The 22,854-nt window shown below is 70.2% G+C and carries 30 protein-coding genes; 11 read left to right on the plus strand and 19 right to left on the minus strand.

Annotation, left to right across the window (positions count from 1 at the left end):
• Window positions 1-183 precede the first annotated feature (183 nt).
• From ACQUQ0_RS14290 to ACQUQ0_RS14300, 3 genes are all read right to left on the minus strand, one after another.
• Window positions 184-693, minus strand: a complete 510-nt coding sequence (locus ACQUQ0_RS14290; protein WP_435186033.1) for a DUF5807 family protein — start codon at window positions 691-693, stop codon at window positions 184-186.
• Between the two features lie 48 nt (window positions 694-741).
• The gene (locus ACQUQ0_RS14295) at window positions 742-897 is read right to left on the minus strand and encodes a DUF7563 family protein (RefSeq protein ID WP_372387069.1); all 156 of its coding nucleotides are present in this window, start codon (window positions 895-897) and stop codon (window positions 742-744) included.
• Window positions 898-1,022: 125 nt separating this feature from the next.
• Window positions 1,023-1,655 (minus strand): MBL fold metallo-hydrolase, encoded by a 633-nt coding sequence (locus ACQUQ0_RS14300; protein ID WP_435186034.1) that lies wholly within the window; start codon window positions 1,653-1,655, stop codon window positions 1,023-1,025.
• 125 nt (window positions 1,656-1,780) lie between these two features.
• On the opposite strand from ACQUQ0_RS14300, the gene ACQUQ0_RS14305 reads away from it, so the two are divergent.
• From ACQUQ0_RS14305 to ACQUQ0_RS14315, 3 genes are all read left to right on the plus strand, one after another.
• A complete protein-coding gene (locus ACQUQ0_RS14305) occupies window positions 1,781-1,957 on the plus strand; it encodes a DUF5786 family protein (RefSeq protein ID WP_372387066.1) in 177 nt (58 codons plus the stop codon).
• A 96-nt stretch (window positions 1,958-2,053) separates the two neighbouring features.
• Entirely contained in the window at window positions 2,054-2,656 is a 603-nt protein-coding gene (locus ACQUQ0_RS14310; RefSeq protein ID WP_435186036.1) for a DUF99 family protein, read from the plus strand.
• Window positions 2,657-2,680: 24 nt separating this feature from the next.
• Window positions 2,681-3,319 carry a uracil-DNA glycosylase gene (locus ACQUQ0_RS14315; RefSeq protein ID WP_435186038.1) on the plus strand — a complete coding sequence of 213 codons (639 nt, stop codon included), beginning with the start codon at window positions 2,681-2,683 and terminating at the stop codon, window positions 3,317-3,319.
• Here ACQUQ0_RS14315 and ACQUQ0_RS14320 read toward each other — a convergent pair.
• The 3 genes from ACQUQ0_RS14320 to phnD form a co-directional block, all read right to left on the minus strand.
• The gene (locus ACQUQ0_RS14320; protein ID WP_435186040.1) at window positions 3,316-4,329 is read right to left on the minus strand and encodes a PhnE/PtxC family ABC transporter permease; all 1,014 of its coding nucleotides are present in this window, start codon (window positions 4,327-4,329) and stop codon (window positions 3,316-3,318) included. The genes ACQUQ0_RS14315 and ACQUQ0_RS14320 overlap by 4 nt on opposite strands.
• Window positions 4,326-5,147, minus strand: a complete 822-nt coding sequence (gene phnC / locus ACQUQ0_RS14325) for a phosphonate ABC transporter ATP-binding protein (RefSeq protein ID WP_435186042.1) — start codon at window positions 5,145-5,147, stop codon at window positions 4,326-4,328. The genes ACQUQ0_RS14320 and phnC overlap by 4 nt, the downstream gene beginning before the upstream one ends.
• A gap of 76 nt (window positions 5,148-5,223) precedes the next feature.
• Window positions 5,224-6,270 (minus strand): phosphate/phosphite/phosphonate ABC transporter substrate-binding protein, encoded by a 1,047-nt coding sequence (phnD, locus tag ACQUQ0_RS14330; RefSeq protein ID WP_435186044.1) that lies wholly within the window; start codon window positions 6,268-6,270, stop codon window positions 5,224-5,226.
• A gap of 146 nt (window positions 6,271-6,416) precedes the next feature.
• Between phnD and hisH the strand changes: the two genes are divergently transcribed.
• From hisH to ACQUQ0_RS14345, 3 genes are all read left to right on the plus strand, one after another.
• Window positions 6,417-7,061, plus strand: coding sequence for an imidazole glycerol phosphate synthase subunit HisH (gene hisH, locus ACQUQ0_RS14335; protein WP_435186045.1), 645 nt, complete (start codon window positions 6,417-6,419; stop codon window positions 7,059-7,061).
• Between the two features lie 72 nt (window positions 7,062-7,133).
• Window positions 7,134-7,940 carry a prephenate dehydratase gene (gene pheA, locus ACQUQ0_RS14340; RefSeq protein ID WP_435186047.1) on the plus strand — a complete coding sequence of 269 codons (807 nt, stop codon included), beginning with the start codon at window positions 7,134-7,136 and terminating at the stop codon, window positions 7,938-7,940.
• 104 nt (window positions 7,941-8,044) lie between these two features.
• Window positions 8,045-8,485 (plus strand): Hsp20/alpha crystallin family protein, encoded by a 441-nt coding sequence (locus ACQUQ0_RS14345; RefSeq protein ID WP_372387052.1) that lies wholly within the window; start codon window positions 8,045-8,047, stop codon window positions 8,483-8,485.
• Between the two features lie 79 nt (window positions 8,486-8,564).
• Here ACQUQ0_RS14345 and ACQUQ0_RS14350 read toward each other — a convergent pair whose 3' ends face one another.
• Window positions 8,565-8,984, minus strand: coding sequence for a UPF0146 family protein (locus ACQUQ0_RS14350; protein WP_435186049.1), 420 nt, complete (start codon window positions 8,982-8,984; stop codon window positions 8,565-8,567).
• Window positions 8,985-9,023: 39 nt separating this feature from the next.
• Here ACQUQ0_RS14350 and ACQUQ0_RS14355 point away from each other — a divergent pair, with 39 nt between their 5' ends.
• Window positions 9,024-9,545, plus strand: coding sequence for an archaemetzincin family Zn-dependent metalloprotease (locus ACQUQ0_RS14355; RefSeq protein WP_103993131.1), 522 nt, complete (start codon window positions 9,024-9,026; stop codon window positions 9,543-9,545).
• 75 nt (window positions 9,546-9,620) lie between these two features.
• Window positions 9,621-10,067 (plus strand): universal stress protein, encoded by a 447-nt coding sequence (locus ACQUQ0_RS14360; protein ID WP_435186051.1) that lies wholly within the window; start codon window positions 9,621-9,623, stop codon window positions 10,065-10,067.
• Between the two features lie 148 nt (window positions 10,068-10,215).
• Here the strand turns inward: ACQUQ0_RS14360 and ACQUQ0_RS14365 are convergent, their stop codons facing one another.
• From ACQUQ0_RS14365 to ACQUQ0_RS14380, 4 genes are read right to left on the minus strand one after another with little or no spacing between them, the layout of a single operon-like run.
• Complete coding sequence (locus tag ACQUQ0_RS14365; protein ID WP_435186053.1) at window positions 10,216-10,950, minus strand: hypothetical protein; 735 nt, start codon at window positions 10,948-10,950, stop codon at window positions 10,216-10,218.
• On the minus strand, window positions 10,947-11,696 hold the full coding sequence (locus ACQUQ0_RS14370) for a hypothetical protein (RefSeq protein WP_435186055.1): 750 nt from the start codon (window positions 11,694-11,696) through the stop codon (window positions 10,947-10,949). Before ACQUQ0_RS14370 ends, ACQUQ0_RS14365 begins: the two co-directional genes overlap by 4 nt.
• Window positions 11,693-12,445: an ABC transporter ATP-binding protein gene (locus ACQUQ0_RS14375; protein WP_435186056.1), complete on the minus strand. Its 753-nt coding sequence runs from the start codon at window positions 12,443-12,445 to the stop codon at window positions 11,693-11,695. The genes ACQUQ0_RS14370 and ACQUQ0_RS14375 overlap by 4 nt, the downstream gene beginning before the upstream one ends.
• Complete coding sequence (locus ACQUQ0_RS14380) at window positions 12,442-14,028, minus strand: COG1361 S-layer family protein (RefSeq protein ID WP_435186057.1); 1,587 nt, start codon at window positions 14,026-14,028, stop codon at window positions 12,442-12,444. Before ACQUQ0_RS14380 ends, ACQUQ0_RS14375 begins: the two co-directional genes overlap by 4 nt.
• A 140-nt stretch (window positions 14,029-14,168) precedes the next feature.
• Here ACQUQ0_RS14380 and ACQUQ0_RS14385 point away from each other — a divergent pair, with 140 nt between their 5' ends.
• A complete protein-coding gene (locus ACQUQ0_RS14385) occupies window positions 14,169-14,720 on the plus strand; it encodes a GbsR/MarR family transcriptional regulator (RefSeq protein ID WP_435186059.1) in 552 nt (183 codons plus the stop codon).
• A gap of 70 nt (window positions 14,721-14,790) precedes the next feature.
• The gene (locus ACQUQ0_RS14390; protein ID WP_435186061.1) at window positions 14,791-15,522 is read left to right on the plus strand and encodes an SDR family oxidoreductase; all 732 of its coding nucleotides are present in this window, start codon (window positions 14,791-14,793) and stop codon (window positions 15,520-15,522) included.
• Between the two features lies 1 nt (window position 15,523).
• Here the strand turns inward: ACQUQ0_RS14390 and ACQUQ0_RS14395 are convergent, their stop codons facing one another.
• From ACQUQ0_RS14395 to ACQUQ0_RS14430, 8 genes are all read right to left on the minus strand, one after another.
• Entirely contained in the window at window positions 15,524-15,814 is a 291-nt protein-coding gene (locus tag ACQUQ0_RS14395; protein WP_435186063.1) for a hypothetical protein, read from the minus strand.
• Between the two features lie 32 nt (window positions 15,815-15,846).
• A complete protein-coding gene (gene truA / locus ACQUQ0_RS14400) occupies window positions 15,847-16,698 on the minus strand; it encodes a tRNA pseudouridine(38-40) synthase TruA (RefSeq protein WP_435186127.1) in 852 nt (283 codons plus the stop codon).
• A gap of 105 nt (window positions 16,699-16,803) precedes the next feature.
• Entirely contained in the window at window positions 16,804-18,099 is a 1,296-nt protein-coding gene (hisS, locus tag ACQUQ0_RS14405) for a histidine--tRNA ligase (RefSeq protein WP_435186065.1), read from the minus strand.
• A gap of 48 nt (window positions 18,100-18,147) precedes the next feature.
• Entirely contained in the window at window positions 18,148-19,050 is a 903-nt protein-coding gene (locus tag ACQUQ0_RS14410; RefSeq protein ID WP_435186067.1) for an EamA family transporter, read from the minus strand.
• A gap of 94 nt (window positions 19,051-19,144) precedes the next feature.
• A complete protein-coding gene (locus ACQUQ0_RS14415; RefSeq protein WP_435186068.1) occupies window positions 19,145-19,741 on the minus strand; it encodes a DUF7411 family protein in 597 nt (198 codons plus the stop codon).
• Between the two features lie 7 nt (window positions 19,742-19,748).
• Window positions 19,749-20,111: a DNA-binding protein gene (locus tag ACQUQ0_RS14420; RefSeq protein ID WP_435186070.1), complete on the minus strand. Its 363-nt coding sequence runs from the start codon at window positions 20,109-20,111 to the stop codon at window positions 19,749-19,751.
• 63 nt (window positions 20,112-20,174) lie between these two features.
• Window positions 20,175-20,630: a 30S ribosomal protein S19e gene (locus ACQUQ0_RS14425; RefSeq protein ID WP_372387022.1), complete on the minus strand. Its 456-nt coding sequence runs from the start codon at window positions 20,628-20,630 to the stop codon at window positions 20,175-20,177.
• Window positions 20,631-20,758: 128 nt separating this feature from the next.
• Entirely contained in the window at window positions 20,759-21,808 is a 1,050-nt protein-coding gene (locus ACQUQ0_RS14430) for a lysylphosphatidylglycerol synthase transmembrane domain-containing protein (protein WP_435186072.1), read from the minus strand.
• 146 nt (window positions 21,809-21,954) lie between these two features.
• Between ACQUQ0_RS14430 and thiL the strand changes: the two genes are divergently transcribed.
• Window positions 21,955-22,833 (plus strand): thiamine-phosphate kinase, encoded by an 879-nt coding sequence (thiL, locus tag ACQUQ0_RS14435; RefSeq protein ID WP_435186074.1) that lies wholly within the window; start codon window positions 21,955-21,957, stop codon window positions 22,831-22,833.
• Window positions 22,834-22,854: the final 21 nt, after the last annotated feature.

The following is a 22,854-nucleotide window of genomic DNA, read 5'->3' on the forward strand; positions in this document are numbered from 1 at the left end:
GGCGGCGAATATCTTGAAACAGTTGTGTCCGACAGTATAAGCGCGAAGACGGAATAAGCGCGACGGCGCGAACGCTTATATACGAACACGCGGCCAGCCGCGGTGTGGTGTGACGCCAGCCCCGCGCCGGGACGCGGTTGCCCGACACGTCGGCGCGGGGGCGGCCGTGTCGGCTGTTCGCTCTTACTCCGCTTCGGCCGGCTCGGACTCGCCGGGCTGGACGCCCGTCTCCCCCTCCGCGCCGACGACCCACTTGTCCGAGTAGCTCGCGCCGCAGGCGCAGTGCGCGTACGCGTGGACCACGTCGCCGCGCTCGTAGAGGCCGCCGACCTCCTCGTTCTGCGCCTCCGAGAAGGCGAAGATGAACTCCACCTCGTGAGCGTCCGTCCCGTCAGCGTCGGCCTCGCCGCCGGCGTCGCCTTCCTCTCGCGCCGGACACTCGCCGCCGTCCAGCGACCGGGAGATGTGGCCCCGCCGCTCCATCGCGCCGCGGGCGAACTCCATCGCGTCCATCCCGGTGCCCGCGGAGAACGCCCGCCGGCCGTCGTCGCCCGGGACCACGAGCACGTAGCCGTTCTCGACGGTCTCGCCCATCTTCGGGAGCTTGTGCTGGCTGTCGAGGTACAACTCCGTGAGGAACAGCGCGACGTCGTCGTGGCGCTCGCCCGCGAGGAACGCCTCGAGTTTGCTCATGGGGTCGAGACGGCGCGGAGCGGTAAAAAGAGGCTGGAATCCGCCGCGTCAGTGCCGCGTCGCTCGGGCCTCTCGGACGTCGGCCCCGTCTCGGACCTTGTCCTCGCAGTTGGGGCAGACGCGCGGGTTCTCCATCCCGTTCGGGGCGAACACCCGGACGTACTCCGCGGTGACGAACGAGCCGCAGTTCTCGCATGTCGGCATCGCCAGCCGGTTTGTAGTGAACGAAAATAATATTTAGGGCGAGGGACGGCAGTGTCCGGCGGGCGATCCGCCGCTGACCCCGACGGCCGTCGCTCGCCGAAGCGGGATACAGGCGGGGAGCCGCGCTACTCGTCGGGGTACTTCGGCTCCCGCCGCTCGGCGCGGTCGAGCGCGCGCTCGATCACGTCGCGGACCGAGTCCGCCTCGCCCGCCGGATCCGCGCGGTAGACGTCGCCGTGTCCCGCGTACAGCCCCTCCACCGTCTCCGGCAGCCGGTCCAGCAGCCGCCGGAGGCTCTCGATGAGCGCCTCGCGGGACTGGCCGGGCATATCCGTCCGGCCGAAGCTCCCGTCGTCGAAGGCGCCGTCGTTGTAGACGACGACGTCGCCGCTGAAGACGCGCGCCTCGCCGACGAGCGACACGTGGTCGTCGGCGTGGCCGGGCGTGTGGACGACCTCGTAGGCCTCGCCCGCAAGCTCGATCGTCTGTCCGTCTTCCAGCGCCGCGGTCCGCCGTGGGTGATCGCCGTAGGCGTAGAGGTCGGCGTCGAACCGATCGAGAACGGCATCCAGTTCGCCCACGTGGTCGCGGTGCTGGTGTGTCAGGACCACCGCGTCGAGGTCGTCGACGTGGTCGGCGACGACGTCCTCGACGCCCGGCATCGTGCCCGCATCGACCAGTGCGGACGACTCGCCGGCGAGCAGGTACGCGTTGCAGGTGAACTCCTCGGCGCCCTCGGTGACGGTGTGGATCTCCATACCTCCCGATTCGAAGCCGCGGCGAAAAAGGCTCTGGCGTCGCGGTCGGCGGGGCCTCCCAGTCACCGGATTCGGTCTCGGACCTGCGTGTGTTTTTTACCGCTGCCGACGGTATCTATCCGTGTATGGGATTTGGGAGCTACGACGAGTCCGAACAAGAGAATCAGGACTTCGATACCGATCTCGAAGACGACGACGGCGTCGCTACCTCCCAGGCGGACCACCGGGGAGACGTAGAGTTCGAAATCGGGGCATCGAACGACGAACTCTTGGATCGGCTCAAAGACATCAAAGAGGAGTGACGACCCGAACCGTGCGACCGGGGGTATCGCCACCGCCGGGCGAACGGCGGGGGCGACAGTGGAACGTCGGCGCGGCCGGCGGGGGCTAACTCGCAGGTGAAGCCGGGCACGCGAGCGCTCGGCATCGCGGAGTCGACCGACGAGGCCAGCGGCCGCTGTGTCTTCTGCGGCGCGGTCGTCCGCGCCGACCGGACGGTCGACGGCGTCGGGTTCGCGACGGCGACCGTCGGCGGTCTCGACGCCACCGACGCCGTCTGCGACGTCGTCGATCGAACGGCCCGCGAGGACGTCCAGTACGTGTTGCTCTCGGGCGTCGCGCCCGCGTGGTTCAACCTCGTCGATCTTGAGGCGGTCGTCGACGCCGCCGACCGGCCGGTCTGTGCCGTCTCCTACGAGGACAGCCCGGGGCTCGAGACCGCGCTCCGCGAGCACTTCGACGGCGACGCGCGCGACGCGCGGTTCGGCGTCTACGAGGGGTTGCCGCCGCGCCGGGAGATGGAGGTGAACGACGAGACGGTGTTCGTGCGGGGCCTCGGACTCGACGGTGACGACGCCGAGCGCGTCGTCCGCGGCTTCACGCCCGCGGGCGGCCGCCCCGAGCCCCTGCGGGTCGCGCGGCTCGCCGCCCGCGGGGCCAGGGAGTGGCGCGCCCGCGACGACCACGAGGCGGACGAAGACGGCGAGGACCGTCACGGGTAAGTCGCGCCCGGTCGCCTCTCCGATATGACCCAGGATGGAGGCGGCGACGCCGACGGCGGGGACGCGACCGTGCGGACCGACGGGCCCGACGTCGCGGCCTGCGGGCGGTGTCCCGACCTGGTCGCGTCGCGCTCGCGGATCGTCAACGGGGTCGGCCCCGACGACGCCGAACTGGTGTTCCTCGGCGAGGCCCCCGGCGCCAACGAGGACGCGGAGGGCGAGCCGTTCGTGGGACGCTCCGGGAGCGTCCTCGACGAGGCCCTCCGGGATGCTGGCCTCGCCCGGGCGGACGTCCGGATCACGAACTGCGTGCGGTGCCGGCCGCCGGAGAACCGCGACCCCAGGAGCGGCGAGCTCGCGAACTGCCGCGGCCACCTCGAACGCGAACTCGACGCCGTCGACCCGGAGCTACTCGTGACGCTCGGGAAGGTGCCCTCAGAGCACCTGCTGGACCGGTCGGTGGCCGTCACGAACGAGGCGGGCGACGTCGTCGACGCCCGGGTCGGCGACCGGAGCTACCGGACCGTGATCTCCGTCCACCCGGCGGCGACCCTCTACGACGGGAGCCAGCGCGAGACGTTCTTCGAGACGATCGCCCGCGCGGCCGACATCGCCGGCGTCGGAGAGGGCGGGGGCGGGCAGTCGAGCCTCGGTGAGTTCTAGTCGCGGGGCTTTCCGACGCCGAGCCACTTCTTCGGGTCGAACAAGTCCCGGACCGCCTCGACGAGGCCCTTGCCGGAGTGCTCGCCGGGACGCAGGCGGGCGCGGATCCGCGAGGAGATCAGTTCGATACCCAGCACGACGATGAACACCATAATCAGGCCGGCGGCGGTCTGCTGGAACTCGAAGAGGTCCTGGCTGTTCCGGATCATCAGCCCGAGGCCGCCGGCGCCGACGACGCCGAGCGAGATGGCGATCCGGGTGTTGATCTCCAAGATGTACAGCGTCCACGCGATGAACGAGCGCGACACCTGGCTCAGCATCCCGAAGCTCACCGTCTGGGTGCCCGACGCGCCGGTCGACCGGATAGCCTCGATCGGCCCCTCGTCGATCTCTTCGAGGTCGTCGGTGAACAGGCGGCCGAGGTTCCCGATGCTGTCGGTGCCGATCGCCAGCACCGCGGTGATCTGACTCGGCGGGCCGATCGGGATGTAGAGGAAGATCCAGACGATGGCAGGGATTGCGCGGATCGCGCTCAGCGTCCCACGAAAGACGAAATTGAACGGGAAGGGCGTGACGCGCTCGCTGCCCAGCACGCCCAGGACGAGCGCGAACGGGAACGCGAGCACGGTGCCCATAAATCCGAGCAGCAGCGTCACCAGGCTGGCCTTCACGAGCGACAGCCGCGCGGACGCGAGGCTCTCGAAGATCGGCCGGCCCCAGTTGCGGAAGCTCACGGGGATGGCCCGGAGCCCGGTGATGTTGCGTTCCTTCGTGTAGACGGTGAAGTTCTGGAAGTCCGGCGGGAAGAAGCCCTGCGCGATGAACTCGTACATCGCGGTGAGCCGACCGAGGACCACGCGCGGCTGGAATCCGATGAAGCCGAAACCCCAGTATGTCACCCCGAGGACGAACCCGACGATCGCCAACCACAGCAGGTAGCGGAGGCGTCGCAGCCGGTCCAGCGAGCGGAGCTTCTCCCGGACGTCGGAGCCGGCGGATTCGGAGCTCACGTTCCGTCACCTCCGTCGGCGGCGGCGTTCGCTCCGGGCGTTCCGGACGGCACCGAATCGGTGCCCGTCGGGTCGTTCTTGAGTGACTCGTCGCCGGCCTCGCCGCCGTAGTAGATGCGGTCCATCTCTTCCATCGTGAGGTCGTCGGCGTCGCCGTCGAAGATCACCTCGCCGTCGCGGATCCCGAGGAAGCGGTCGCCGAACTCGCGGGCGATGTTCACCTGGTGGAGGCTCGTCACCGAGGTGAGGTCCTGTTCGCTCGCCGCCTTCTTGAGGTAGCGCATCACCTCGCGGGCGGCCTTGGGATCGAGGCTGGCGACCGGCTCGTCGGCGAGCAGGATCTCCGGCTCCTGCACCAGCGCGCGGGCGATCCCGACCCGCTGCTTCTGGCCGCCGCTCATCGACTCGGCGCGCTGGCCGGCCTCGTCGAGCAGGCCGACGGTCTGCAGCGCTTCGAGCGCGTTGGTCTTGTCGTACTCGGAATGGAGGCCGAGCAGGCTCCGGAGCAGTCCGTTGCGGGACAGCGCGCCCGTGAGGGCGTTGCCGAACGCGCTCTTGCTCTCGATGAGGTAGTGCTCCTGAAACACCATCCCGACCCCGCTCTGGTTGCCGGAGACCTCCACGCCGTTGATCCGGACCGTGCCCTCGGTGGGATCGGTGAGGCCGTTCAGTACGCGGAGCATCGTCGACTTGCCGGCCCCCGACGGTCCGAGCAGGATGACGAACTCGCCCTCGGAGATGGTGAACGACACGTCGTCCAGCGCGACGGTGTCCTCCCCGTATATTTTCGTGACGTTCTCGAATTCGATCGTGGGCATCTGTCAGTGGTGGGTGGATGGAGGCCCGGTGGCCCGAAAAACGACGCGGATGTAGCCGGGCGGCCGGGACGAATGATTACTTGAAGATGTCGGTGCCGACGCCGAGTTCGTTCGCGACGTCGATGACCTCCTGATACCGGTCCTGGGACGCCTTGCGGACGCGGCTGAACCAGAGGTCGTCTTCGGTTCCCTCCTCGCCGTCGGCGCCGTAGTAGATGCTGTCGGGAGCGCCGAGGAACGCCTCCTGCAGTGCGGTCTTGGCCTCGTCGCTGAGGGCCGGCGATACCACGATCGGCGCGCGCGGCAGGCCGTTGTCCTCGTGGAGCGTGGTGGCGACGCTCTGCCACTCGGTCGACGTCGGGCCGGTACTGGTGTCGCGGACGAATCCGCCCATCGCGGCGGCGTCGACCTGTCCCTGTTCTAAGAGCGTGTACGACTGGACGTGACCGCCCGCGAACCGGGGCGTGAACTCCGCCTGCGAGCCGTTGCCCTCGGGGAGGTTGCCGATGTCGAGTCCGCCCTGCTTGGACATACTGTACAGCGGGTAGAGGCAGCCGCTCGTCGACAGTCGGTCGGAGAACGCGACCGTCTTCCCGGAGAGGTCCGACAGTTGCGTGATGTCGCTGCCCTCGGGTACCGCGATGATGCTCGTGTATTCCCAGCTGCCGTAGCCGTACCGCTGGAGGATGATCTCGGCGTTCCCGGTCTTCACGCCGAGCGCGGCCGCGAACGGCCCGGTCTCGGCGATGTCGGTCGTGCCCTGCCCGAGCGACTGGATCACGGCGCTGTAGTTGCTGCCGATGTTCCCCTTGACTGAGAGGCCCTCCGGGACGTCGTGGTTCTCCCGGAGGTAGCTCCCGACGTGATCCATCAGGGGCGCGTACTGGACTTCGAGGTCCTCCTGGGGGACCGACGGCGAGATGCCGAAGTTGACCGTGTCGTCGCCGCCGAAGGTCATCCCCGCGGCCGGCGTCGCGGTCTGTGTGGCCGTCGCCGTCGCCGTGTCGGACGATCCCTCGGTCGCCGTGCTGCCGCCGCCACCTGATCCGCCGCTACACCCAGCGATGAGTCCGGCGACCCCGACGGCCCCCGCGGACTTGAGAAACGCACGTCGTTTCGTCATACGATCGTATGGAACTTCTGTATCAGCCGCATAAAGATTCTGATTCAACAATATATAGCCAAACAGTGACGAATAAAATCAACAGCGATCCGGGAGGTAATCGAGAGTGTCGGAAGCGATTTCACCCGCCCCCTCGAAGTTGTCGTATGAGCGCTCAGACGGTAGCGGAGGTCGTCCTCGTCGACTACGGACTCGGAAACCTCCGTAGCGCACAGCGCGGGCTCGAACGCGCCGGCGCCGCGGTCGAGATCACCGACGACCCCGACGACTTCGCGGCCGCCGACGGGATCGTGCTCCCGGGCGTGGGCGCGTTCAGCGAGGGGATGGAGAACGCGGGGCCCTTCCGCGAACCGCTCGCCGCCGCCGCCGACCGGGGCCAGCCGATCTTCGGGATCTGCCTCGGAATGCAGATGCTCCTCACCACGAGCGAGGAGGCCGACCACGCCGGCCAGGGCCAAGTGGAGGGGCTCGATTTCGTCCCCGGGACGAACGTCCGGTTCGAGCGCGACCGGAAGGTGCCGCACATGGGCTGGAACGAACTGCGCGTCGAGCGCGAGCACCCGATCGTCGAGGGAGTCGACGGGGAGTACGCCTACTTCGTCCACTCCTACTACGCCGAGCCGGACGACCCCGACGCCGTGGTGGCGACCGCCGACTACGGCGTGTCGTTCCCGGCGGTGATCGCCAACGAGGCGGGCACCGTCTTCGGCACGCAGTTCCACCCCGAGAAGTCCGGGGAGACCGGCCTGCGGATCCTGCGGAACTTCGTCGAGTACTGCGCCGAGCGGTAACCGTCCCACGCCGCCGGAGCGGCAGGGCGCGTCCCCGACGGGCTTTTAGGATCCCTCGGAGTAGACGGCCCTATGCAGGTAGTCACGCTGGGCCCCGAAGGAACGTACTCCCACCGCGCCGCCAGCGCTGTCTCCGACGACGTGGTCTTCCGCGAGTCGGTCTCGGCGATCGTGGCCGCCGTCGACGCCGGGGAGTTCGAGCGGGGCGTCGTGCCCATCGAAAACAGCATCGAGGGGAGCGTCACCGAGACGCTCGACGCCATCGCCGACGCCGACATCGCCGTGACCCAGGAGATCGTCACGCCGATCCGCCACGCCCTCCTCGCGCAGTCTCCCAACTTCGAGACGGTCGCCTCCCACTCCCAGGCGCTCGCGCAGTGCCGCTCGTACCTCGAACGCGAGTACCCCGACGTCGACCTGGAGGCGGCCACGAGCACCGCGAAGGGCGTCGAGTACGCCCGCGAGGACCCCACCGTCGCCGGGATCGGCCACCCCGGCAACGCCGGCGACGACCTCGTCGTCGTCGCGGAGGACATCCAGGACCGCTCTTCGAACTCGACGCGCTTTTTCGTCGTCGCGCCCGCCAGCGAGCGCTCGCAGGGCGGCGGCAAGTCGACGGTCGTCGTCTACCCGAACGCGAACTACCCGGGGCTCCTCCTCGAACTGCTGGAGGCGTTCGCCGAGCGGGACATCAATCTCTCGCGGATCGAATCGCGCCCGAGCGGCAACCGCCTCGGCGACTACCTCTTCCACATCGACTTCGAGGCCGGCCTCTACGAGGACCGCGCGAAGGAGGCGCTCGAGGAGGTCGAAGAGATCGCCGCCGACGGGTGGGTGAAGCGGCTCGGCTCCTACGACCGCCAGCACGTCGTCGACTGAAGTCCAGAATCCGGCACTTTCGCCGCCCGAGCGTGCGATCTGCGCGCATACGTCCGTCTGTATTTAATACCTCGGCGCGCCTCCTGGTGGTCGGTGAATTTACGATGATGAAGCGTTCCCCCGGTTTCGACGAATTCGCGTTCGATGACCTCTTCGCCCGGATGTCCCGACAGTTCGAGGAGATGAGCAGCCAGCTCGACGGCCCCCGATCGTTCGGCCGCGAGATGGCGATCGACCTCCGCGAGGAGCCCGAGGCGTTCGTCGCGGTCGTCGACCTCCCGGGCTACGAGAAGGACGACATCGAGATCACGGTCGACGACCGGATGCTGACGATCGAGGCCGCGCGCGAGGCCGACGAGGCCGACGAGCGCGACCACTACGTCCACCGCGAGCGCCGCTCGCAGTCGGCGCACCGCTCGATCCGGCTCCCCGGTGAGGTACGCCCCGACGGCGCCTCGGCGGGCTACAACAACGGCGTCCTCACCGTGTCGCTCCCCAAGCTCGTCGTCGACGACGACGAGTCCCACCGGATCGACATCGAGTAACGCCGCTTCGTCCCGGAGCGCCCGCCAGATTGGCTTTTTCGGCATTCGAGGATTGTTAATTGATACAACTGCACCGGACTTACACTCCCTCGCGGGCGGCGTACAGCGTCTCGCCTCCGGGGAGACACTCGGTGTCTACGGGAATCGCCGGCGAGTCGTAACCGAGCGTCGTGAACAGGAAGTCGGCGTCGACCGCGCGGGCGACGTTTCGTGTCGGGCGGTGGAGCTCCGGCGGGAGATTCAGCCCGTAGACGAGGTCGGCCTCGTAGGACTCGCCGGGGTGGTCGCGCTCGCCGGCGGCGACGACGTCGTCGCGGAGGAACCGGAGCGACGACGGGACCCCCAGTTCGCCGGCCGCGGCGACGTCGGTGACGGTGACGTCGACCCCCGCCTCGGCGAGCGCGACCGCGACGTCGGGACGGCGACCGACGCCGATCTCGACGGCCGACCCGTAGGTCGAAAATCGGCCGACGAGGGCGTTCTCACGCGGCGTATTCACGGCGGGATATTTATCAGTCCACCCCGCATAAGCCCTGCTATGCTCGTCGACATCGTGCCGATCGGGGACCTCTCCGCGCAGGTCAAGCGCGAGGCCTCGGCCGCGCTTCGAGGGGTCTACGATTGCGACGTGACGGTGCAGGAGGAGCAGTCGATCCCCGACGGCGCGTTCGACCGGAGCCGGAATCAGTACCGGGCCGAGCAGTTCATCGAGCTGGCGAGCCGGGTCGGGACGGGCGAGAAGAACATCGGCATCACCTCCCAGGACCTCTACTACCGCCGGCGCAACTACGTCTTCGGCCTCGCGTACCTGAACGGCAACGGCTCGGTCATCTCCACCCACCGGCTGCAGACCTCCTCGGACGGCGGGATCACGACGAAACCCCAGTCGGAGGTGTTCGCCGACCGCGTCCGCAAGGAGGTCGTCCACGAGATCGGCCACACGCTCGGGCTGGAACACTGCGACAACAGCAAGTGCGTGATGTCGTTTTCGCCGACGGTGCGGGAAGTCGACGTGAAAGAGGAGAACCTCTGCGGGACGTGTAGTCAACTGCTCTACTGACTGTTCCATACGCGACCGCGGTCCCGTTCGCCGTGATTAACAACTATACGGGCGCCGGTCCAAGATCGAGAAGTGATGCAGTACCTCGTCGCCGTCGACGGTTCGGAGTCCAGTACCGGGGCGCTCGAACACGCGCTCGACGTCGCCGAGCGGATGGACGCCGCGATCGTGGTCGCGTACGCGGTCGAACCGCGGGTGCTCGTCGAGGACGCCGGCGCGGAGGCGCCGACCCACTCGGAGGTGGGCCAGCGGATCTACACCGAGGACCTCGAGGTGGCCGAACAGCGCGGACAGGACGTCCTCGACGACGCCCGGGAACGGGCGGCCGACGCCGACGTGGACGTCGAGACGACGCTCCTCTACGGCGACCCGGTCGAGAGCATCGTCGAGTACGCCGACGAGGAGGCGATCGACGGGATCGTGGTCGGCCACCGCGGGCTCTCCGGGCGGATGGAAGTCGTCGGGAGCGTCGCCAAAGGCCTCGTCGAGAAGGCGACCGTGCCGGTCACGGTCGTGAAGTGACGCTGTCGGACGAGCCCGATCGCGGCGACGCCGTACCCCCGGTATGCCCGTCGGACGCATCGTGCGAGTGCCATATAGACGCACTTCCTGACAGACATCATACGGTTGAGATCCCGGGAGCGTCGGGATCGGTCCCCCGCCGTCGCTCTCACCCGACGCGTATGGCGCGCCGGAAGGCCACGCCGACGACGGCCGCCAGGACGCAGAGGTACGCGAGGCTGAACCACAGGTTCGCCGGCCGCACCCGCGCGGTCAGCGCCGCGTCGAACGCCAGTTTCATCGGGAAGTGACCGGGGAGGAGCGGCGCCAGGGCGTGCGTCTCGTCGGTCAGCGGGCTCTGAGCGAGGAACAGGTCGACGAACGGACCGAACATCAGGACGTAGATCCCCGCAAGCCGGTTCAACACGAGGCCGACGAGGGCGCCGACGCCGCCGTACAGCAGCCCGACGAGGAGCGTGGCGAGCAGGTACCACAGGCCGCGTTCGACCGACGCGACCGTCGACAGGACCCCGACGGAGACGACGCTGCCGATGGCGGCCGCGAGCACCAGGACGCCGGCGCGGGCGGCGACGATCTCGGAGGTGTCGGCGCCGACGAGCGCGAGCCGGCCGTCGACCGCGCTCGCGGACTGCATCAGGAACAGCCCGGCCGCCCCGCCGACGAACGCGGCGGCCATCGGCGTCGTCAGGACCGTCGTGAGCGTCGTCATCTCGACGGCCATCGTGCCCTGGACGGGGACCTCGACCGCGGCCCGGCTCTCCGGCATCACCCAGGCGAAGACCAGGATCAGGTAGATCGGGAGGAACGCCAAGAGCGCGAGCAGGACCGGTGTCCGCGCGTACTCGCGGACGCCCATCTCGAAGGCCGTCCGGAGCGTGCTCATCCCGTCTCACCCCCGGTGCCGGCGAGCACGGTGTAGACGAAGAAAGTCGTAGCGAGGACGACGAGGCCGTAGGTACCGGCGGCGACGAGGTCGACGAGGTCCGGGGCACGGCCGTCGACCGCGGCTCGGAACACCTGGTGCGGGTAGTGGAGCGGGAAGAGCTTCGTCGCCGCCGCGTCCGTCGCCATCACGCCGCTCGCGAGCGCCTCGTCGACGTCGACGACGAAGATCAGCGCCAGCGACCCTTCGAGTTCGCGGGGGAGGACCGTCCCGATCAGCATCCCGACGAGCCCGTAGAGCCCGCCGACGAACGCCAGCGTCAGGAACCCCAGCGCGAGGGCCTCTACCTCGGTGCTCGTCGCCAGCACGGCGAGCGAGAGCGCAGCGGTGACGACGGCGGCGAGACAGACCGCGGCCAGCCGGGAGGCGAAGAGCACCGGCGTCGAAAAGCCCGCGAGCGAGAGCCGCTCGTCGGCACGCTGGGCGCTTATCACCTGAAAGAGTCCAATCACGCCGGGGAGGAACGCGGCGACGAAGAGGGTGCCGGCGGTCGCGCCGAGCGCTTCCGGGTCCGTCGTCATGTACGGGAGCCGCGGGAACGCCGACAGCACCGACTCGTAGCTCGCGATGACGACCGGCGGCAGCGCGAGGATGAGGGCGAGGTTGATCGGCTCGCGGACGAACTCCCTGATCGCCGCGCCGAGGCCGACCCGCAGTCGCCCGCCCGCGCGGGCGTCCGCCGTCATCGTATCCCCTCCGCGCCGGCCTGGCTCGATCCCTGGTCCGTCACGTCGCTGAGCGTGCCGTCGGCGAGTTCGAGGATGCGATCGAACCGCTCCTGTTCGTTGATCAGGTGCGAGATGATCGCCACCGCCGTCCCGCGCTCCCTGAGGTCCTCGGTGAGGTCCCAGAAGGCGAGGTAGGTCTCCCAGTCGAAGCCCGTGTAGGGCTCGTCCAAGAGGAGCACGTCGGGGTCGTGCATCAGGGCGATCGAGAGGTTCACCTTCTGGCGGTTGCCGCCCGAGAGGCGATCGATCCGGTAGTCGAGGAACGCCTCGAAGTCCAGCGTCTCGGCGAGGCGGTCGCGGGCGGCTTCGATCCCCGAACGGTCCATCCCGTAGCCCTCGCCGAACAGCTGGAAGGTCTCCGCGACGGTGAGTCGGTCGTACAGCAGTTCGTCCTGGGGGCACCAGCCGATGCGTCCGTCGACCGTCACGGAGCCGTCGTCGGCGTCGAGCGCGCCCACCAGGATCTTCATCAGCGTCGACTTGCCCGAGCCGTTGCCGCCCACGATGCCGACGACCTCGCCGCGCCGGATGGCGACGCTCGCGCCGGTGAGCACCTCGACGTCGCGACCGAAGGGGAGCTTAGAGGAGTAGGTCTTCGCCAGGTCGGTCCCGCGGAGGACGACCTCCGCGTTCGGTCCACCGGGCTCGTCCGACCCGGAGCCTCCGCCGGATTCCCGCTTCGGTGAGTCGGCGGCGCCCCCGATCATCGCTCGTACCACCACCACGCGCCGCCGAGGGCGGCGAGCGCCGCCGCGCCGACGCCGACGATCGGGAGGAGCCGGGTCGCGCCGCCGGCGTCCGAGATCGTGACCGGGACGTAGTACCCGTCGTAGGTGACGCGCTCGTCGTCGGGCGTGTCGGCGGTCACCGCGAGCGGGATCGCATCGCGCGTGGGGACGCCGTCCTCGGGGGTCGTCAGCTCGAAGGTCATCGTCACGCGCTCGCCCGGCGCCAGGGAGTCGACGTAGCTCGTCGGGTTGTCGCTCTCGTAGGGGTCCTCGACAGCCAGTCGGGCGCGGACGTCGGTGAGCCGCTCGTCGCCGACGTTCCGCACGCGGACGCGGACGGCGTTCGCGGTGTCGATCCCGAGGGTGGCGTTCACCGGCTCGACGACGAGCGTCGTCTGTTCGGCGGCGGGCCGCACGCCGACCGGGCCGACGCGCTCTGTCGCCCGGTCGCCGTCGGCGTCGCGGTAGCCGACCGAGACCGGGAGCGAGTAGTTCCGCGGCTCGGCCGCCTCCGTGGCCCGCAGTTCGTACGTGACGGTCCGGCGTTCGCCGGGGGCCCAGTCCCCGAGGTAGCGCGTGGCGTTCGCCCCGCCGGCCACGCGGAGGTGACGGGGCGATTCGACCGTGACGGTCGCGTCGGTCACCGCCGCGGGGCCGGCGTTCCGGAGCGTCAGCGAGACGGTGCCGTCCTCGCCGACCGCGACGTCGCGCTCGGCGGCGACGACGCGGAACGTCTGTTCGGGGCGGGGAACCACGCCGAGGCCGAGCCGGTCGGACTCGACGGCGACGCCGTCGTCGTCCTCGAAGGTCGCGACGGCGGTGACGGCGTGCCGCTCGACGGCGGCGTCGGGCGCGGCGGCGACCTGGTACGAGAGCGTGCGCGTCTCTCCGGGGGCCCAGTCGCCCGCGAAGCGGCTGGCTTCGGCGGTGCCGCCGAATCGGAGCGCCGGGGCCTCGGAGGCGAGCCGGACGCGCGTCGCGTTGGCCGCCTCCGAGCCGACGTTCCGCATCGTCACGTTCACCGTCCCGACGGAGCCGACGCGGACGTCCGCGTCGACGGCGACGACCTCGAACGCCGCCCGGTCGTCGACCTCGACGCGCAGATCGAAGTGCCGGGTCCTGGTCCGCTCGACGTAGCGAGTGTCGGTGCCGCCGGTGTCGATCGTCCCGTAGTACTCGTAGGTCGCGGTGAGGTCGAGCGCGTACGTTCCCGGCGCCGCGTCCTCCGGAACGGTGACGTCGAAGCCGAGTCGCGTCTGGTCGCCCGCGCGGAGCCGGCCGACCGACCGGCTTCCGGTGTCGACCTCGATCGGCGCGCCGCCGGCGTCGAGCGAGACGTCGACGCCCCGGGCCGTCGTGGCCATCTCGTCGAGGGCCGGGCGTTCGCCGCTCCGGAGCGTACCGTCGTTGGTGACGGTGACGCGGAGAGTCGTCTCCGACCCGGGGACCACGGTGTCGTCCGGGAGGGAGGCGTGCAGTTCGGGGCTGCCGCGGACCTCGGCCGCCGCCCCGACCGAGAACAGCGAGCCGACGAGCAGGAGGGCCAGGGCGAGCCGCTTCATCGGGGTTCACCTCCGGCGCTCGGGAGGGCGTCGATCCGCCGCGTGCGGGAGGATCCCGCGGGGACTGTATTCATCATATTCGGTGTGTTCCGAATATTTTGTTCGATAAGATTTAGTATTTTCGGGAGTTACCGAATATTATGAACGAAGGTGCCGACGACGCCGGCGCGGCCCGCGACGACCCGGTCGAACAGGCCCGCGAGGAAGTCATCCAGGCTCTAGAGCGGAGCGCGGAGGTGTACGGTCTAAATCAGAGCTACGGCCGGCTCTACGGCGTCCTCTTCTTCGAGAACGAGCCGCTCTCGCTCGACGAACTGGTCGAAGAGAGCGGGTACGCCAAGTCGACGGTCAGCACCGCGATGCAGAAGCTGAACCGGCTCCACCTCGTCCACCGGCGGTCGGTCCCGGGCGAGGGGAAGAAGGCGTTCTACGAGGCCGAGACGGACTTCTGGCACGTGGTCCAGAAGTTCCTCCAGCACGAGGTCCGCCGCGAGATCGACGTGATGACGCGGGCGCTCGATTCGGCGGCGGACCGCCTCGACGGCGTCGACGACGAGCAGGCGCAGGCGGACCTCGAACGGATCGAGTCCCTCCGGACGATGTACGACCGGAGCGAGCGGCTGCTGGACGTCCTCACGAGCAGTTCGATCGACCGGCTGACTGGGCTTCTGGAACGACTGCGTCGCGACTGAGTCGGAGCGAACCGCGGGCGAGGGCTCGGCGGGCCGAGGACTCAAGGCGCTCGGTCGAGACCACTCGGACGTGACACTCCAGGACAGCGTCGCCCTCGTCACGGGGGCCAGTTCGGGAATCGGCGAAGAGACAGCGCACGCGCTCGCCCGCGAGGGCGCGGACGTCGCAGTCGCGGCGCGGCGTCGCGAGCGGCTCGACGACCTCGCCGACGACCTCGAAGCCTCCCACGGCGTCGAGACGCTCGTCGTCCCGACGGACGTCCGCGAGGAGGACCAGGTCGAGGCGACGGTCGCAGAGACCGTCGAGACGTTCGGCCGCCTCGACGTCCTCGTGAACAACGTCGGCGTGGGCGTCGGCAGCGACGTCGAGGACCTCTCGACCGAGGACTACCGCCTGATGATGGAGACGAACGCCGACGGCTACTTCTTCGCGACCCGGGCGGCGATCCCGCACCTCCGGGAGACCGGGGGCAACCTCGTCTTCGTCGGCAGTTTCGCCGGCCAGTACCCCCGGCCGTTCAATCCGGTCTACGCGGCGACGAAGTGGTGGGTCCGCGGCTTCGCCCACAGCGTCGAGGGACAGGTCGGCTCGGACGGGATCGGCGTCAGCGTCGTCAACCCCACCGAGGTCCGAACCGAGTTCGGCAGCGAGTCCGGCGAGGCCTTCGAGGAACGCTTCGAGCCCGGCGAGGTGACAGAGCCCGAGGAGGTCGCCGAGGCCGTCGCCTTCGCCGCCGCGCAGGACCGCTCGACCGTCCACGAGATCGACCTCTACCGGCGCGACAAGTTCGACGGCTGGTAGGTCACTCCATCGAGTCCAGTTCCTGTGTCCCACCGTCCGCCGGCTCGCTCTCACCGCCGGATTCGCGCATCGCGTATCTGACAACGATGTCGACGCCGCGTGCGACCTCGATGCCGCCGTAGTAGACGCCGACGAGCGAGACGAGGACGCTCACGACGACGCCGAACGGGCCGAAGAGCACGGCCGCGAGCGAGCCGAGCCCGGAGATGACCGCGAAGTACGCCGCGCCGACGGCGAAGCGGTAGGCGGCGTCGCGGTGGGGCTGTGCGGTGGGCGGCGGGGAGGGTGCCATACGGGCGTTTCGCCGACGCCGGTGATAACTGTTCAGCCGGGTCGTTCGTCGGGGCGTTCCGGCGACGTCTCGCCCTCTGCGTCGACTCCGTCGGCCACTCGACCGGCCACGCGGGCGCGGACGAGATGGTCGCGCCGCCGCGCCGAGAAGACCGCCGCCGTGCTCGCCGCGGCCCGGTCGTCGCGGTCGAACGCCAGCCCCGGATAGTCGACGTCGGCGAGCAGCAGCGGTTCGGGCGGCGCCGGCGGCACCCCGTCGGGGCCGTCGAGCGCCTCGGGGCCGAGCAGGTCGTCGACCCACGCGGTCCCCCGCTCGCCGCTCCCGACGCACCGGATGACCGAAGCGAGTCGTCGGACGAGATTGCGGGGGAAACCGCCCGCCGCGACCCGGAGCGCCACGAAGTCGCCGTCGCGCTCGGCCCGGATCGAGACCTCGCGCTCGGTGCCCGCGTCGTCGGGCGTGAGGTTGTGAAAGTCGTGCTGGCCCGACAGCGCCGCGGCCGCCGCGTCGACGCGCTCGTCGTCGAGAGTCGGTCCGTAGAGGTCGTAGACGTACGTTCTGCGCTCGGCGTCGTGGGTCGCGTGGAACTCCGCGGGGGCCTCTGCGGCGGCCCACGCCCGGACGTCCGCCGGCAGCTCGCCGTTCAGCGCGCGCGGCGTACACCACTCGGGACAGCGGAAAGCGACCGTCTGGGCGAGCGCGGAGACGCCCGCGTCGGTCCGGCCGGCCGCGGCGTAGCCGTCCGGCCGGTGGGCGCTCTCGCGGTCGAAGACGCCGAGGTCGTCGAGCGCGTCGAAGATCGCGTCCTCGACGGTCGGGACCGAGGGCTGGCGCTGGAAGCCGTAGAACGGGCGGCCGTCGTAGGCGACGCGGAAGGCGCGCATCCGGTACTCCGAGTCGGGGCGAGCGTCGGTGTCGGCGCCGGGGTCGGCATCGGCGCCGGGGTCGATGTCGACGTCGACATCGGAGTCCGTGTCAGTGCCCATCGCCTACGCGAGGTCGTCGTAGGTCGGCGCGTCGCGGTCGCCGGGGAACTCCTCGACGGGGGCGGTGGTCTGGTCGCCGGAGGCCATATCCTTCACCGTCACCTCGCCGTTCGCGAGGTCCTGCTCGCCGACGATCACGACCGTCTCGGCGTTGATGCTGTCGGCGTAGCCCATCTGCGCACCGAAGCTCCGGCCGGAGACGTCCACCTCGACGACGTTGCCCGCGGCGCGGAGGTCGCGGGCGATCCGGGACGCCACGTCGCGGGTGTCGCCGACCGTGAGGACGTAGTAGTCGGTCGCGAGCGCCTCCTCGGGCCAGACGCCGGCGCGCTGACACAGGAGGGAAAGCGGCGCGAGGCCGGGCGCGACGCCGACCGCGGGCGTGGGCTGGCCGCCGAAGCTCTCGATGAGGTCGTCGTAGCGGCCGCCGCCGAACACGGATCTGGAGATCTCGCCCGTCGAGTCGAAGCACTCGAAGACGACGCCCGTGTAGTAATCGAGGCCGCGCGCGGTCGTCAGCGACACCTCGCAGTACTCGCGGGCGCCGAAGTCCTCGGCCGCCGCGAGGACGTCCTCCAGGTTCTCGACGGCCGCCGCGACGTCGTCCCCGCCGAAGTCGGCGATCGCGTCGAGGTCGCCGGTCGCGACGAGGTCGTCGAATTCCCGGGCCTGGTCGTAGGAGAGGCCCGCGTCCGAGAGCAGTCCCAGGTACTCGGTCTCTTCGACCTTGGCGCGCTTGTCGACCGCGCGGATCGCGTCGCGGGTGTCGACCTCGGCGTCGAAGGCGTCGAGGAGCCCGCTGAGGATGTCGCGGTGGGAGACCCGGAACTCGAAGTCCTCGCCCGTCAGGCCGAGGTCGGTGAGCGCGTCGGCCGCGAACGCCAGGATCTCGGCGTCGGCCTCCGGCTCGGCGGAGCCGAAGATGTCGACGTTGGTCTGGTAGAACTCCCTGAATCGGCCCTGCTGGACCTGCTCGAAGCGCCAGAACGGGCGGGTCGAGACCCACTTGATCGGCTTTGCGAGCTCCTGCTGTTTGGCGACGACCATCCGCGCGACCGTCGGCGTCAGCTCCGGCGTCAGCGACACCTCGCGGCCGCCCTTGTCCTCGAAGGCGTACAGCTCTTCGACGATTTCCTCGCCGCTCTTGTCGACGTACATCTCGGTGCGCTCCAGCGCGGGCGTCGAAATCTCGCGGAAGCCGTAGCGGGCGGCGGTCGCCTCCAGCGTGTCGATGACCTCCCGCCGCGGGGCCATCTCCTCGGGGTAGAAGTCGCGAAAGCCCTTGAGTCGGTCGTACATACGCCGGGTTTCGGCGGTGTCGCGCTTGAAACTGTTGAAGCCGCGTGACTACACCGCGATGAGTCCCACGCCCGCGACCGCCAGCCCGGCGGCGACGAGCCGCGTGCCGAACGCCTCCTCGCGGAGCACGAGCCCCCCGAGGACGACCGCGACGACGGCCTGGGTGTTGATGATGGGCGAGGCGATCGACGCCGGCGCGGCCGAGAACGCCAGCGCGGTCACGTGCTCGCCGAGCGCGACGCCAGCACCGGCCAGCACGAACTTCGGGAGGTCGCCCCGGAGCGGGACCCACTCGCGGGCGGCCAGCGGGAGCACGACGAGCAGCACGCCGCCCAACGCTGTCGGCACCCACAGCGACAGCGGGACGGACAGCTCCTGGAGGACGACGCGCTTTCCCACGTCGCTGATCGCGTAGCACGCCGCGCTCGCGAGCGCCAGCTGTGCCGCCCGCGAGGACGCCGCCTTGCGGAGCGGAGCCAGGAGCGGCCCCGAGCGGTAGTTCGCCACGTAGACCGCGAGCGTGGCGACGGCGACGCCCGCGACCTGCAACGGGGTCAGCCGCTGGTGGAGAAAGAGCACCTCGATCGGGAGCACGAAGACGGGGACGACCTTGCTGATCGGCGCCACGTAGGACACCTCGCCGACGTCGATCGCCCGCAGGAACGCCAGGAACGCCGCCGCGGTCGAGAGGACGGTCGCGACGAGGACGGCGGTCCCGAAGGGATCGGCCAGCGCGGCGGCGCCGAGCGACGCGGGGTCCGGGGCCGTCCGCAGAGCCCGCGACCGCAGCGTCACGAGCGGGAGGTACCACGCGAGCGCGGCGGCGTTGATGCCGGCGGTGAGGACGGTTCCGGGATACCCGCGGAAGTAGCGCTTCAAAACGAAGATGTACGTCCCCCAGACGAAGGCGGCGACGACGGAGTAGGCGACGCCGGGGCCGAGCGAGAACACGAGCGGAGGTCGAAGACGCCGGGAGAAATGGGTTCGGATTCGGGTCGAAAACGCGGGGCGGGAGCGCCGAAGCGGAGGCGGTCGCCCCCGGCGGTCAGTCGCCGGCGAACCCGCGGACGTACGACTGCTCGTGGTCCGGGAACACCCGATCGACGGCCTCGCGGCCGCCCTCGCGGGCGATCAGTTCGCGGAGTTCGGCCTCGTAGTCGCCCTTCGGGATCTCCGCGGAGGGGCCGGTCTCGACGTCTAAGTTCTCGTCGACGAGGCGGTCGACGGCGTGGCGGCCCAGGCCGGCCAGCGGCGAGAGGTAGTCGACGCCGTGGCGGTCTTCGAGGCTCTGGGCCTGGGCGCGCGAGACGGTGGGGACGCGGTCGTCCCGGCGGGTGCCGTCGGCGACGGCGTCGACGTCAAGGTCGGCGGCGCGTTCGAGGGCGTGCTCGTGGACGCGCTGGATCCCGTTTCGGGGGTAGCCGTCCTCGCGCATCCGCGCCGCCGCCTCCTCGGCGACGTCGCGGTCGAGGTCGACGGCCTCGAAGGGGTAGCCGAGCCGGTCGGCGGCCGCCGCCGCGTGCTCCCAGTCGTCGGTGACGCCGAAGCGGCCCGTCACCAGCCGCACGTCGTAGAAGGAATCGAGGAACAACCCCGCGAGCGTCGAGTCCTTGCCGCCGCTGAAGAGGAGCGCGAGGTCCACGGGCCCGCTATCGGCGCCGGATGTCGAAGCTCTTCGACTCGGGCTGCAGTTCCTTGAGCAGGTCGCGCATCTGGTCTTCGTCGATGCGGTCCTGGATCCGGCCGCTCTGGGCTAAGGCGAGGACCTGCTTTTTCACCTTCTCCGCGAAGTCGGGCTTCGACATCTCGACGGCGTTGAGCCGCTGGCGGGCGCCGTCGGTGAGGTACTGCTTCAGCATCGCCTCCTGTTTGGCCTCCGCCTGCTCGCGTGCGGCCTCCTGGGCGGCCTCGCGGTCCTGCCCGCCCTGTCCGCCCTGGGCCTGCTCGCGGAGCTCCTGCATCTTCTGTTCGCGCAGTTCCTCCAGTCGGTCGTCGTCGGGGGATCCACTCATCGGTGTGAAATTCCGTCGCAGTGCTAAAAACGGTTACGTCGTCGGGAGCGAGACGAATCGAGGTTACGCGTAGCGTTCGAGTTCCGGCCGGTCGAGCTCGTCGAGGACGTCGGCGGCGGCGTTGTCGAGGAAGCTCTGGCCCTCGGCGGTGATGCGGCGGCCCTGGCCCTTCGCGGTCTCGACGAGGCCCTCCTCTTCGAGCTGCTGGAGCGCCTTCCGGATGACCTTCTTGCTTCCGGTGCCGGAGCTGTTGCCCGAGACCTTGTAGCGGTTCGAGCCGCGCTTGCGGCCGCCGTACTCCGTCGAGAGGCGGTCGACGCCGATCGGGCCCTCCTTTGCGACCTTGCGGAGGAGCGACGCCGCGCGGACGTACCAGAAGTCGTCCTGCTGGGGCGGCAGTTCCTTGGTCTGGCCGGTCTTGGCGAAGTCGATCCAGTCGGGCTCCTCGATTCGGTCCGCGAGCCGGTCGGCGACGTCCTCGATGAGGGCGTCGGCCGGAACGTCGTAGACACTTACCATAGGGACCAATTCCCGACGGCGTCGTTTAAAGCCATCGTATCGGCGCTACGGGGCGTGAGAGGCACTCTCGGGGGTCCGTCGAGAACCGATCGCGGACCCGTCGCGGAGCCGCCGCCGTCGCGTTCGGCCTACTCGGGACCGGCGCCGATGCCGAGCCCGGAGCCGATCCAGGCGACGACCGCGCCGCCGAGGATCGTCGGCACCCAGTAGATCGCGCCGCGGAAGATGACGACGGCGGCGACGGCGATCGGTTCGGTGATGGTAGGCAGCGGCGCGGCCAAGAGCAGGATCACGAGCACGGTCTCGATCCCACCGGCGCCGCCGGGAAGCGGCGTCACGCCCGCGATCGCGGCGATCGGGACGACGACGAGCGCGACCGAGAGCCGCACGTCGACGCCGATGGCGCCGAACGCGAGCCAGAGCGCGAGCATCTGACAGAGCCAGCCGGCCGCCGACGCACCGAGCGCCAGCGCCAGCCCCCGGGGGTTGGAGGCGACGCGCTCGATCGCCCGGAAGAAGCCGTTGATCCGGTGCTCGATCCCCTCGGCCGTCGGGACCGACACGCGCGGCAGCCGGTCGGCGAGCGAGCGGATCAGCGGCGTGAGCGCGCTGACGACGCGGGCTTCGAGCCCGTAGCGGCGGCGCCAGCCGGCGTAGACGAGGCCGGGCACGAGCACCGCGAGCGCGACCACGGCGCCGATGGCGGCCAGGAGGTTCTCGTTCGTGCTGAGCGCGACCTCGGTGGCGAAGTAGCCCGCGCCGACCAGCGCGATCGTGACCGAAGGGACGAAGTTCAGCGTGTCGACGCTGGCGATAGCCGCGAGGCTCCGCTCGTACTCGGCGTCGGCGGTGCGGGAGATGAGATACGCCGTCACGGGCTCGCCGCCGGCCTGTCCGAAGGGAGTGATGTTGTTCGAGAACGTCGCGCCCGCGAAGACCAGGAACGACGAGACGTAGGAGAGCTCGACGCCCAGCACGTCGAGGACGGTGTTCAGCGAGAGGCTCCAGGCCGCCAGCCACGCGAGCGTCGCGAAGAGCACGAAGACGAGGTACTGCGGGTCCGCGTCCCGAAGCGTGGCGACGAGGTCGTCGACGCCCGCGAAGTAGAACAGGAGCGCGAAGACGCCGACGGCCGCGACGAACCCGAGGACCGTCGCCCGGAGGTTCTCGCGGACCATATCCGGACGTCGGCCCTTCCGGCCATCAAGCCATCGAAACCGGCGGCGGTGTGCGAACCGTTACCGCTCGCGGACGCGCGAGGGCTGGTCCGCCGCCCGCGCCAGCGTGACGTCGGCTTTTTGCCCGACGGGGCCGGATCGCGGGTATGGACGAACGCTCGGCGCTCCGGCGACTCGCGGCCGCGCTCCCCGCGGCCGGCGACGACGCCGCCGTCGTCGACAGCCTCGTGGTGACGACCGATATGCTCCACGAGGCGACCGACTTCCCGGCGGGGACGACCCGCTACACCGCCGGCTGGCGCTCCGTCGGCGCGTCGCTGTCGGACGTGGCCGCGATGGGCGCCGACGCGACCGCGGCGGTCGCCGCCTACGCCGCGCCGAGCCTCGTGGAGGAGGAACTCGACGCGTTCGTCGAGGGCGCGGTGGACGTCTGCGACGCCGTCGGCGCCGAGTACGTCGGCGGCGACCTCGACACCGGGACGGAGTTCACCGTCGCGTCGACCGCTCTCGGCGAGACCGACGCCCCGGTCCGCCGGTCGGGAGCGGAGCCCGGCGACGTCGTCTGCGTCACTGGGACCGTGGGCCGGACCGCCGCGGCGCTCCGGGCGTTCGAGGCCGACGACGTCGACCGCGGCAACGACCTCTTTCGGTTCCCGCCGCGGGTCGCGGCCGGACGGGCGCTCGCGCCGCGCGCGACCGCGATGATGGACTCCTCGGACGGCCTCGCGCGGTCGCTCCACCAGCTCGCGGAGGCCTCGGAGGTCGGCTTCGACGTCTCGTGGGACCGGATTCCGGTCCACGACGCGGTGGACGAGTACGCGACCGACGCGGCGGACCGGAGGCGAATGGCGACGGCCGTCGGCGAGGACTTCGAGCTCGTCTGTGCGCTCCCGCGGGCGAGCCTCGACGACGCGCGCGCCGCCTCGCCGGTGTCGCTCTCGGCGATCGGGACGGTCACGGAACCGAGCGAGGGCGTCCGGATGGGCGGCGAGCCGCTCGCCGACGAGGGCTACACCCACGAGTGAGTCCGAGAGGAGGCGATTCGC

It is taken from the genome of Halobellus sp. EA9, from assembly GCF_051195055.1.
Taxonomy (GTDB): domain Archaea; phylum Halobacteriota; class Halobacteria; order Halobacteriales; family Haloferacaceae; genus Haloquadratum; species Haloquadratum rubicundus.

Bases quoted from the DNA above. Each gene is read 5' to 3' on its own strand.
- ACQUQ0_RS14290 (WP_435186033.1), bottom strand. From the start codon at position 693: ATGAGCAAACTCGAGGCGTTCCTCGCGGGCGAGCGCCACGACGACGTC.
- ACQUQ0_RS14295 (WP_372387069.1), bottom strand. From the start codon at position 897: ATGCCGACATGCGAGAACTGCGGCTCGTTCGTCACCGCGGAGTACGTC.
- ACQUQ0_RS14300 (WP_435186034.1), bottom strand. From the start codon at position 1,655: ATGGAGATCCACACCGTCACCGAGGGCGCCGAGGAGTTCACCTGCAAC.
- ACQUQ0_RS14305 (WP_372387066.1), top strand. From the start codon at position 1,781: ATGGGATTTGGGAGCTACGACGAGTCCGAACAAGAGAATCAGGACTTC.
- ACQUQ0_RS14315 (WP_435186038.1), top strand. From the start codon at position 2,681: ATGACCCAGGATGGAGGCGGCGACGCCGACGGCGGGGACGCGACCGTG.
- phnC (WP_435186042.1), bottom strand. From the start codon at position 5,147: ATGCCCACGATCGAATTCGAGAACGTCACGAAAATATACGGGGAGGAC.
- phnD (WP_435186044.1), bottom strand. From the start codon at position 6,270: ATGACGAAACGACGTGCGTTTCTCAAGTCCGCGGGGGCCGTCGGGGTC.
- hisH (WP_435186045.1), top strand. From the start codon at position 6,417: ATGAGCGCTCAGACGGTAGCGGAGGTCGTCCTCGTCGACTACGGACTC.
- pheA (WP_435186047.1), top strand. From the start codon at position 7,134: ATGCAGGTAGTCACGCTGGGCCCCGAAGGAACGTACTCCCACCGCGCC.
- ACQUQ0_RS14345 (WP_372387052.1), top strand. From the start codon at position 8,045: ATGATGAAGCGTTCCCCCGGTTTCGACGAATTCGCGTTCGATGACCTC.
- ACQUQ0_RS14355 (WP_103993131.1), top strand. From the start codon at position 9,024: ATGCTCGTCGACATCGTGCCGATCGGGGACCTCTCCGCGCAGGTCAAG.
- ACQUQ0_RS14360 (WP_435186051.1), top strand. From the start codon at position 9,621: ATGCAGTACCTCGTCGCCGTCGACGGTTCGGAGTCCAGTACCGGGGCG.
- ACQUQ0_RS14365 (WP_435186053.1), bottom strand. From the start codon at position 10,950: ATGAGCACGCTCCGGACGGCCTTCGAGATGGGCGTCCGCGAGTACGCG.
- ACQUQ0_RS14370 (WP_435186055.1), bottom strand. From the start codon at position 11,696: ATGACGGCGGACGCCCGCGCGGGCGGGCGACTGCGGGTCGGCCTCGGC.
- ACQUQ0_RS14375 (WP_435186056.1), bottom strand. From the start codon at position 12,445: ATGATCGGGGGCGCCGCCGACTCACCGAAGCGGGAATCCGGCGGAGGC.
- ACQUQ0_RS14380 (WP_435186057.1), bottom strand. From the start codon at position 14,028: ATGAAGCGGCTCGCCCTGGCCCTCCTGCTCGTCGGCTCGCTGTTCTCG.
- ACQUQ0_RS14385 (WP_435186059.1), top strand. From the start codon at position 14,169: ATGAACGAAGGTGCCGACGACGCCGGCGCGGCCCGCGACGACCCGGTC.
- ACQUQ0_RS14395 (WP_435186063.1), bottom strand. From the start codon at position 15,814: ATGGCACCCTCCCCGCCGCCCACCGCACAGCCCCACCGCGACGCCGCC.
- truA (WP_435186127.1), bottom strand. From the start codon at position 16,698: ATGCGCGCCTTCCGCGTCGCCTACGACGGCCGCCCGTTCTACGGCTTC.
- hisS (WP_435186065.1), bottom strand. From the start codon at position 18,099: ATGTACGACCGACTCAAGGGCTTTCGCGACTTCTACCCCGAGGAGATG.
- ACQUQ0_RS14420 (WP_435186070.1), bottom strand. From the start codon at position 20,111: ATGAGTGGATCCCCCGACGACGACCGACTGGAGGAACTGCGCGAACAG.
- ACQUQ0_RS14425 (WP_372387022.1), bottom strand. From the start codon at position 20,630: ATGGTAAGTGTCTACGACGTTCCGGCCGACGCCCTCATCGAGGACGTC.
- ACQUQ0_RS14430 (WP_435186072.1), bottom strand. From the start codon at position 21,808: ATGGTCCGCGAGAACCTCCGGGCGACGGTCCTCGGGTTCGTCGCGGCC.
- thiL (WP_435186074.1), top strand. From the start codon at position 21,955: ATGGACGAACGCTCGGCGCTCCGGCGACTCGCGGCCGCGCTCCCCGCG.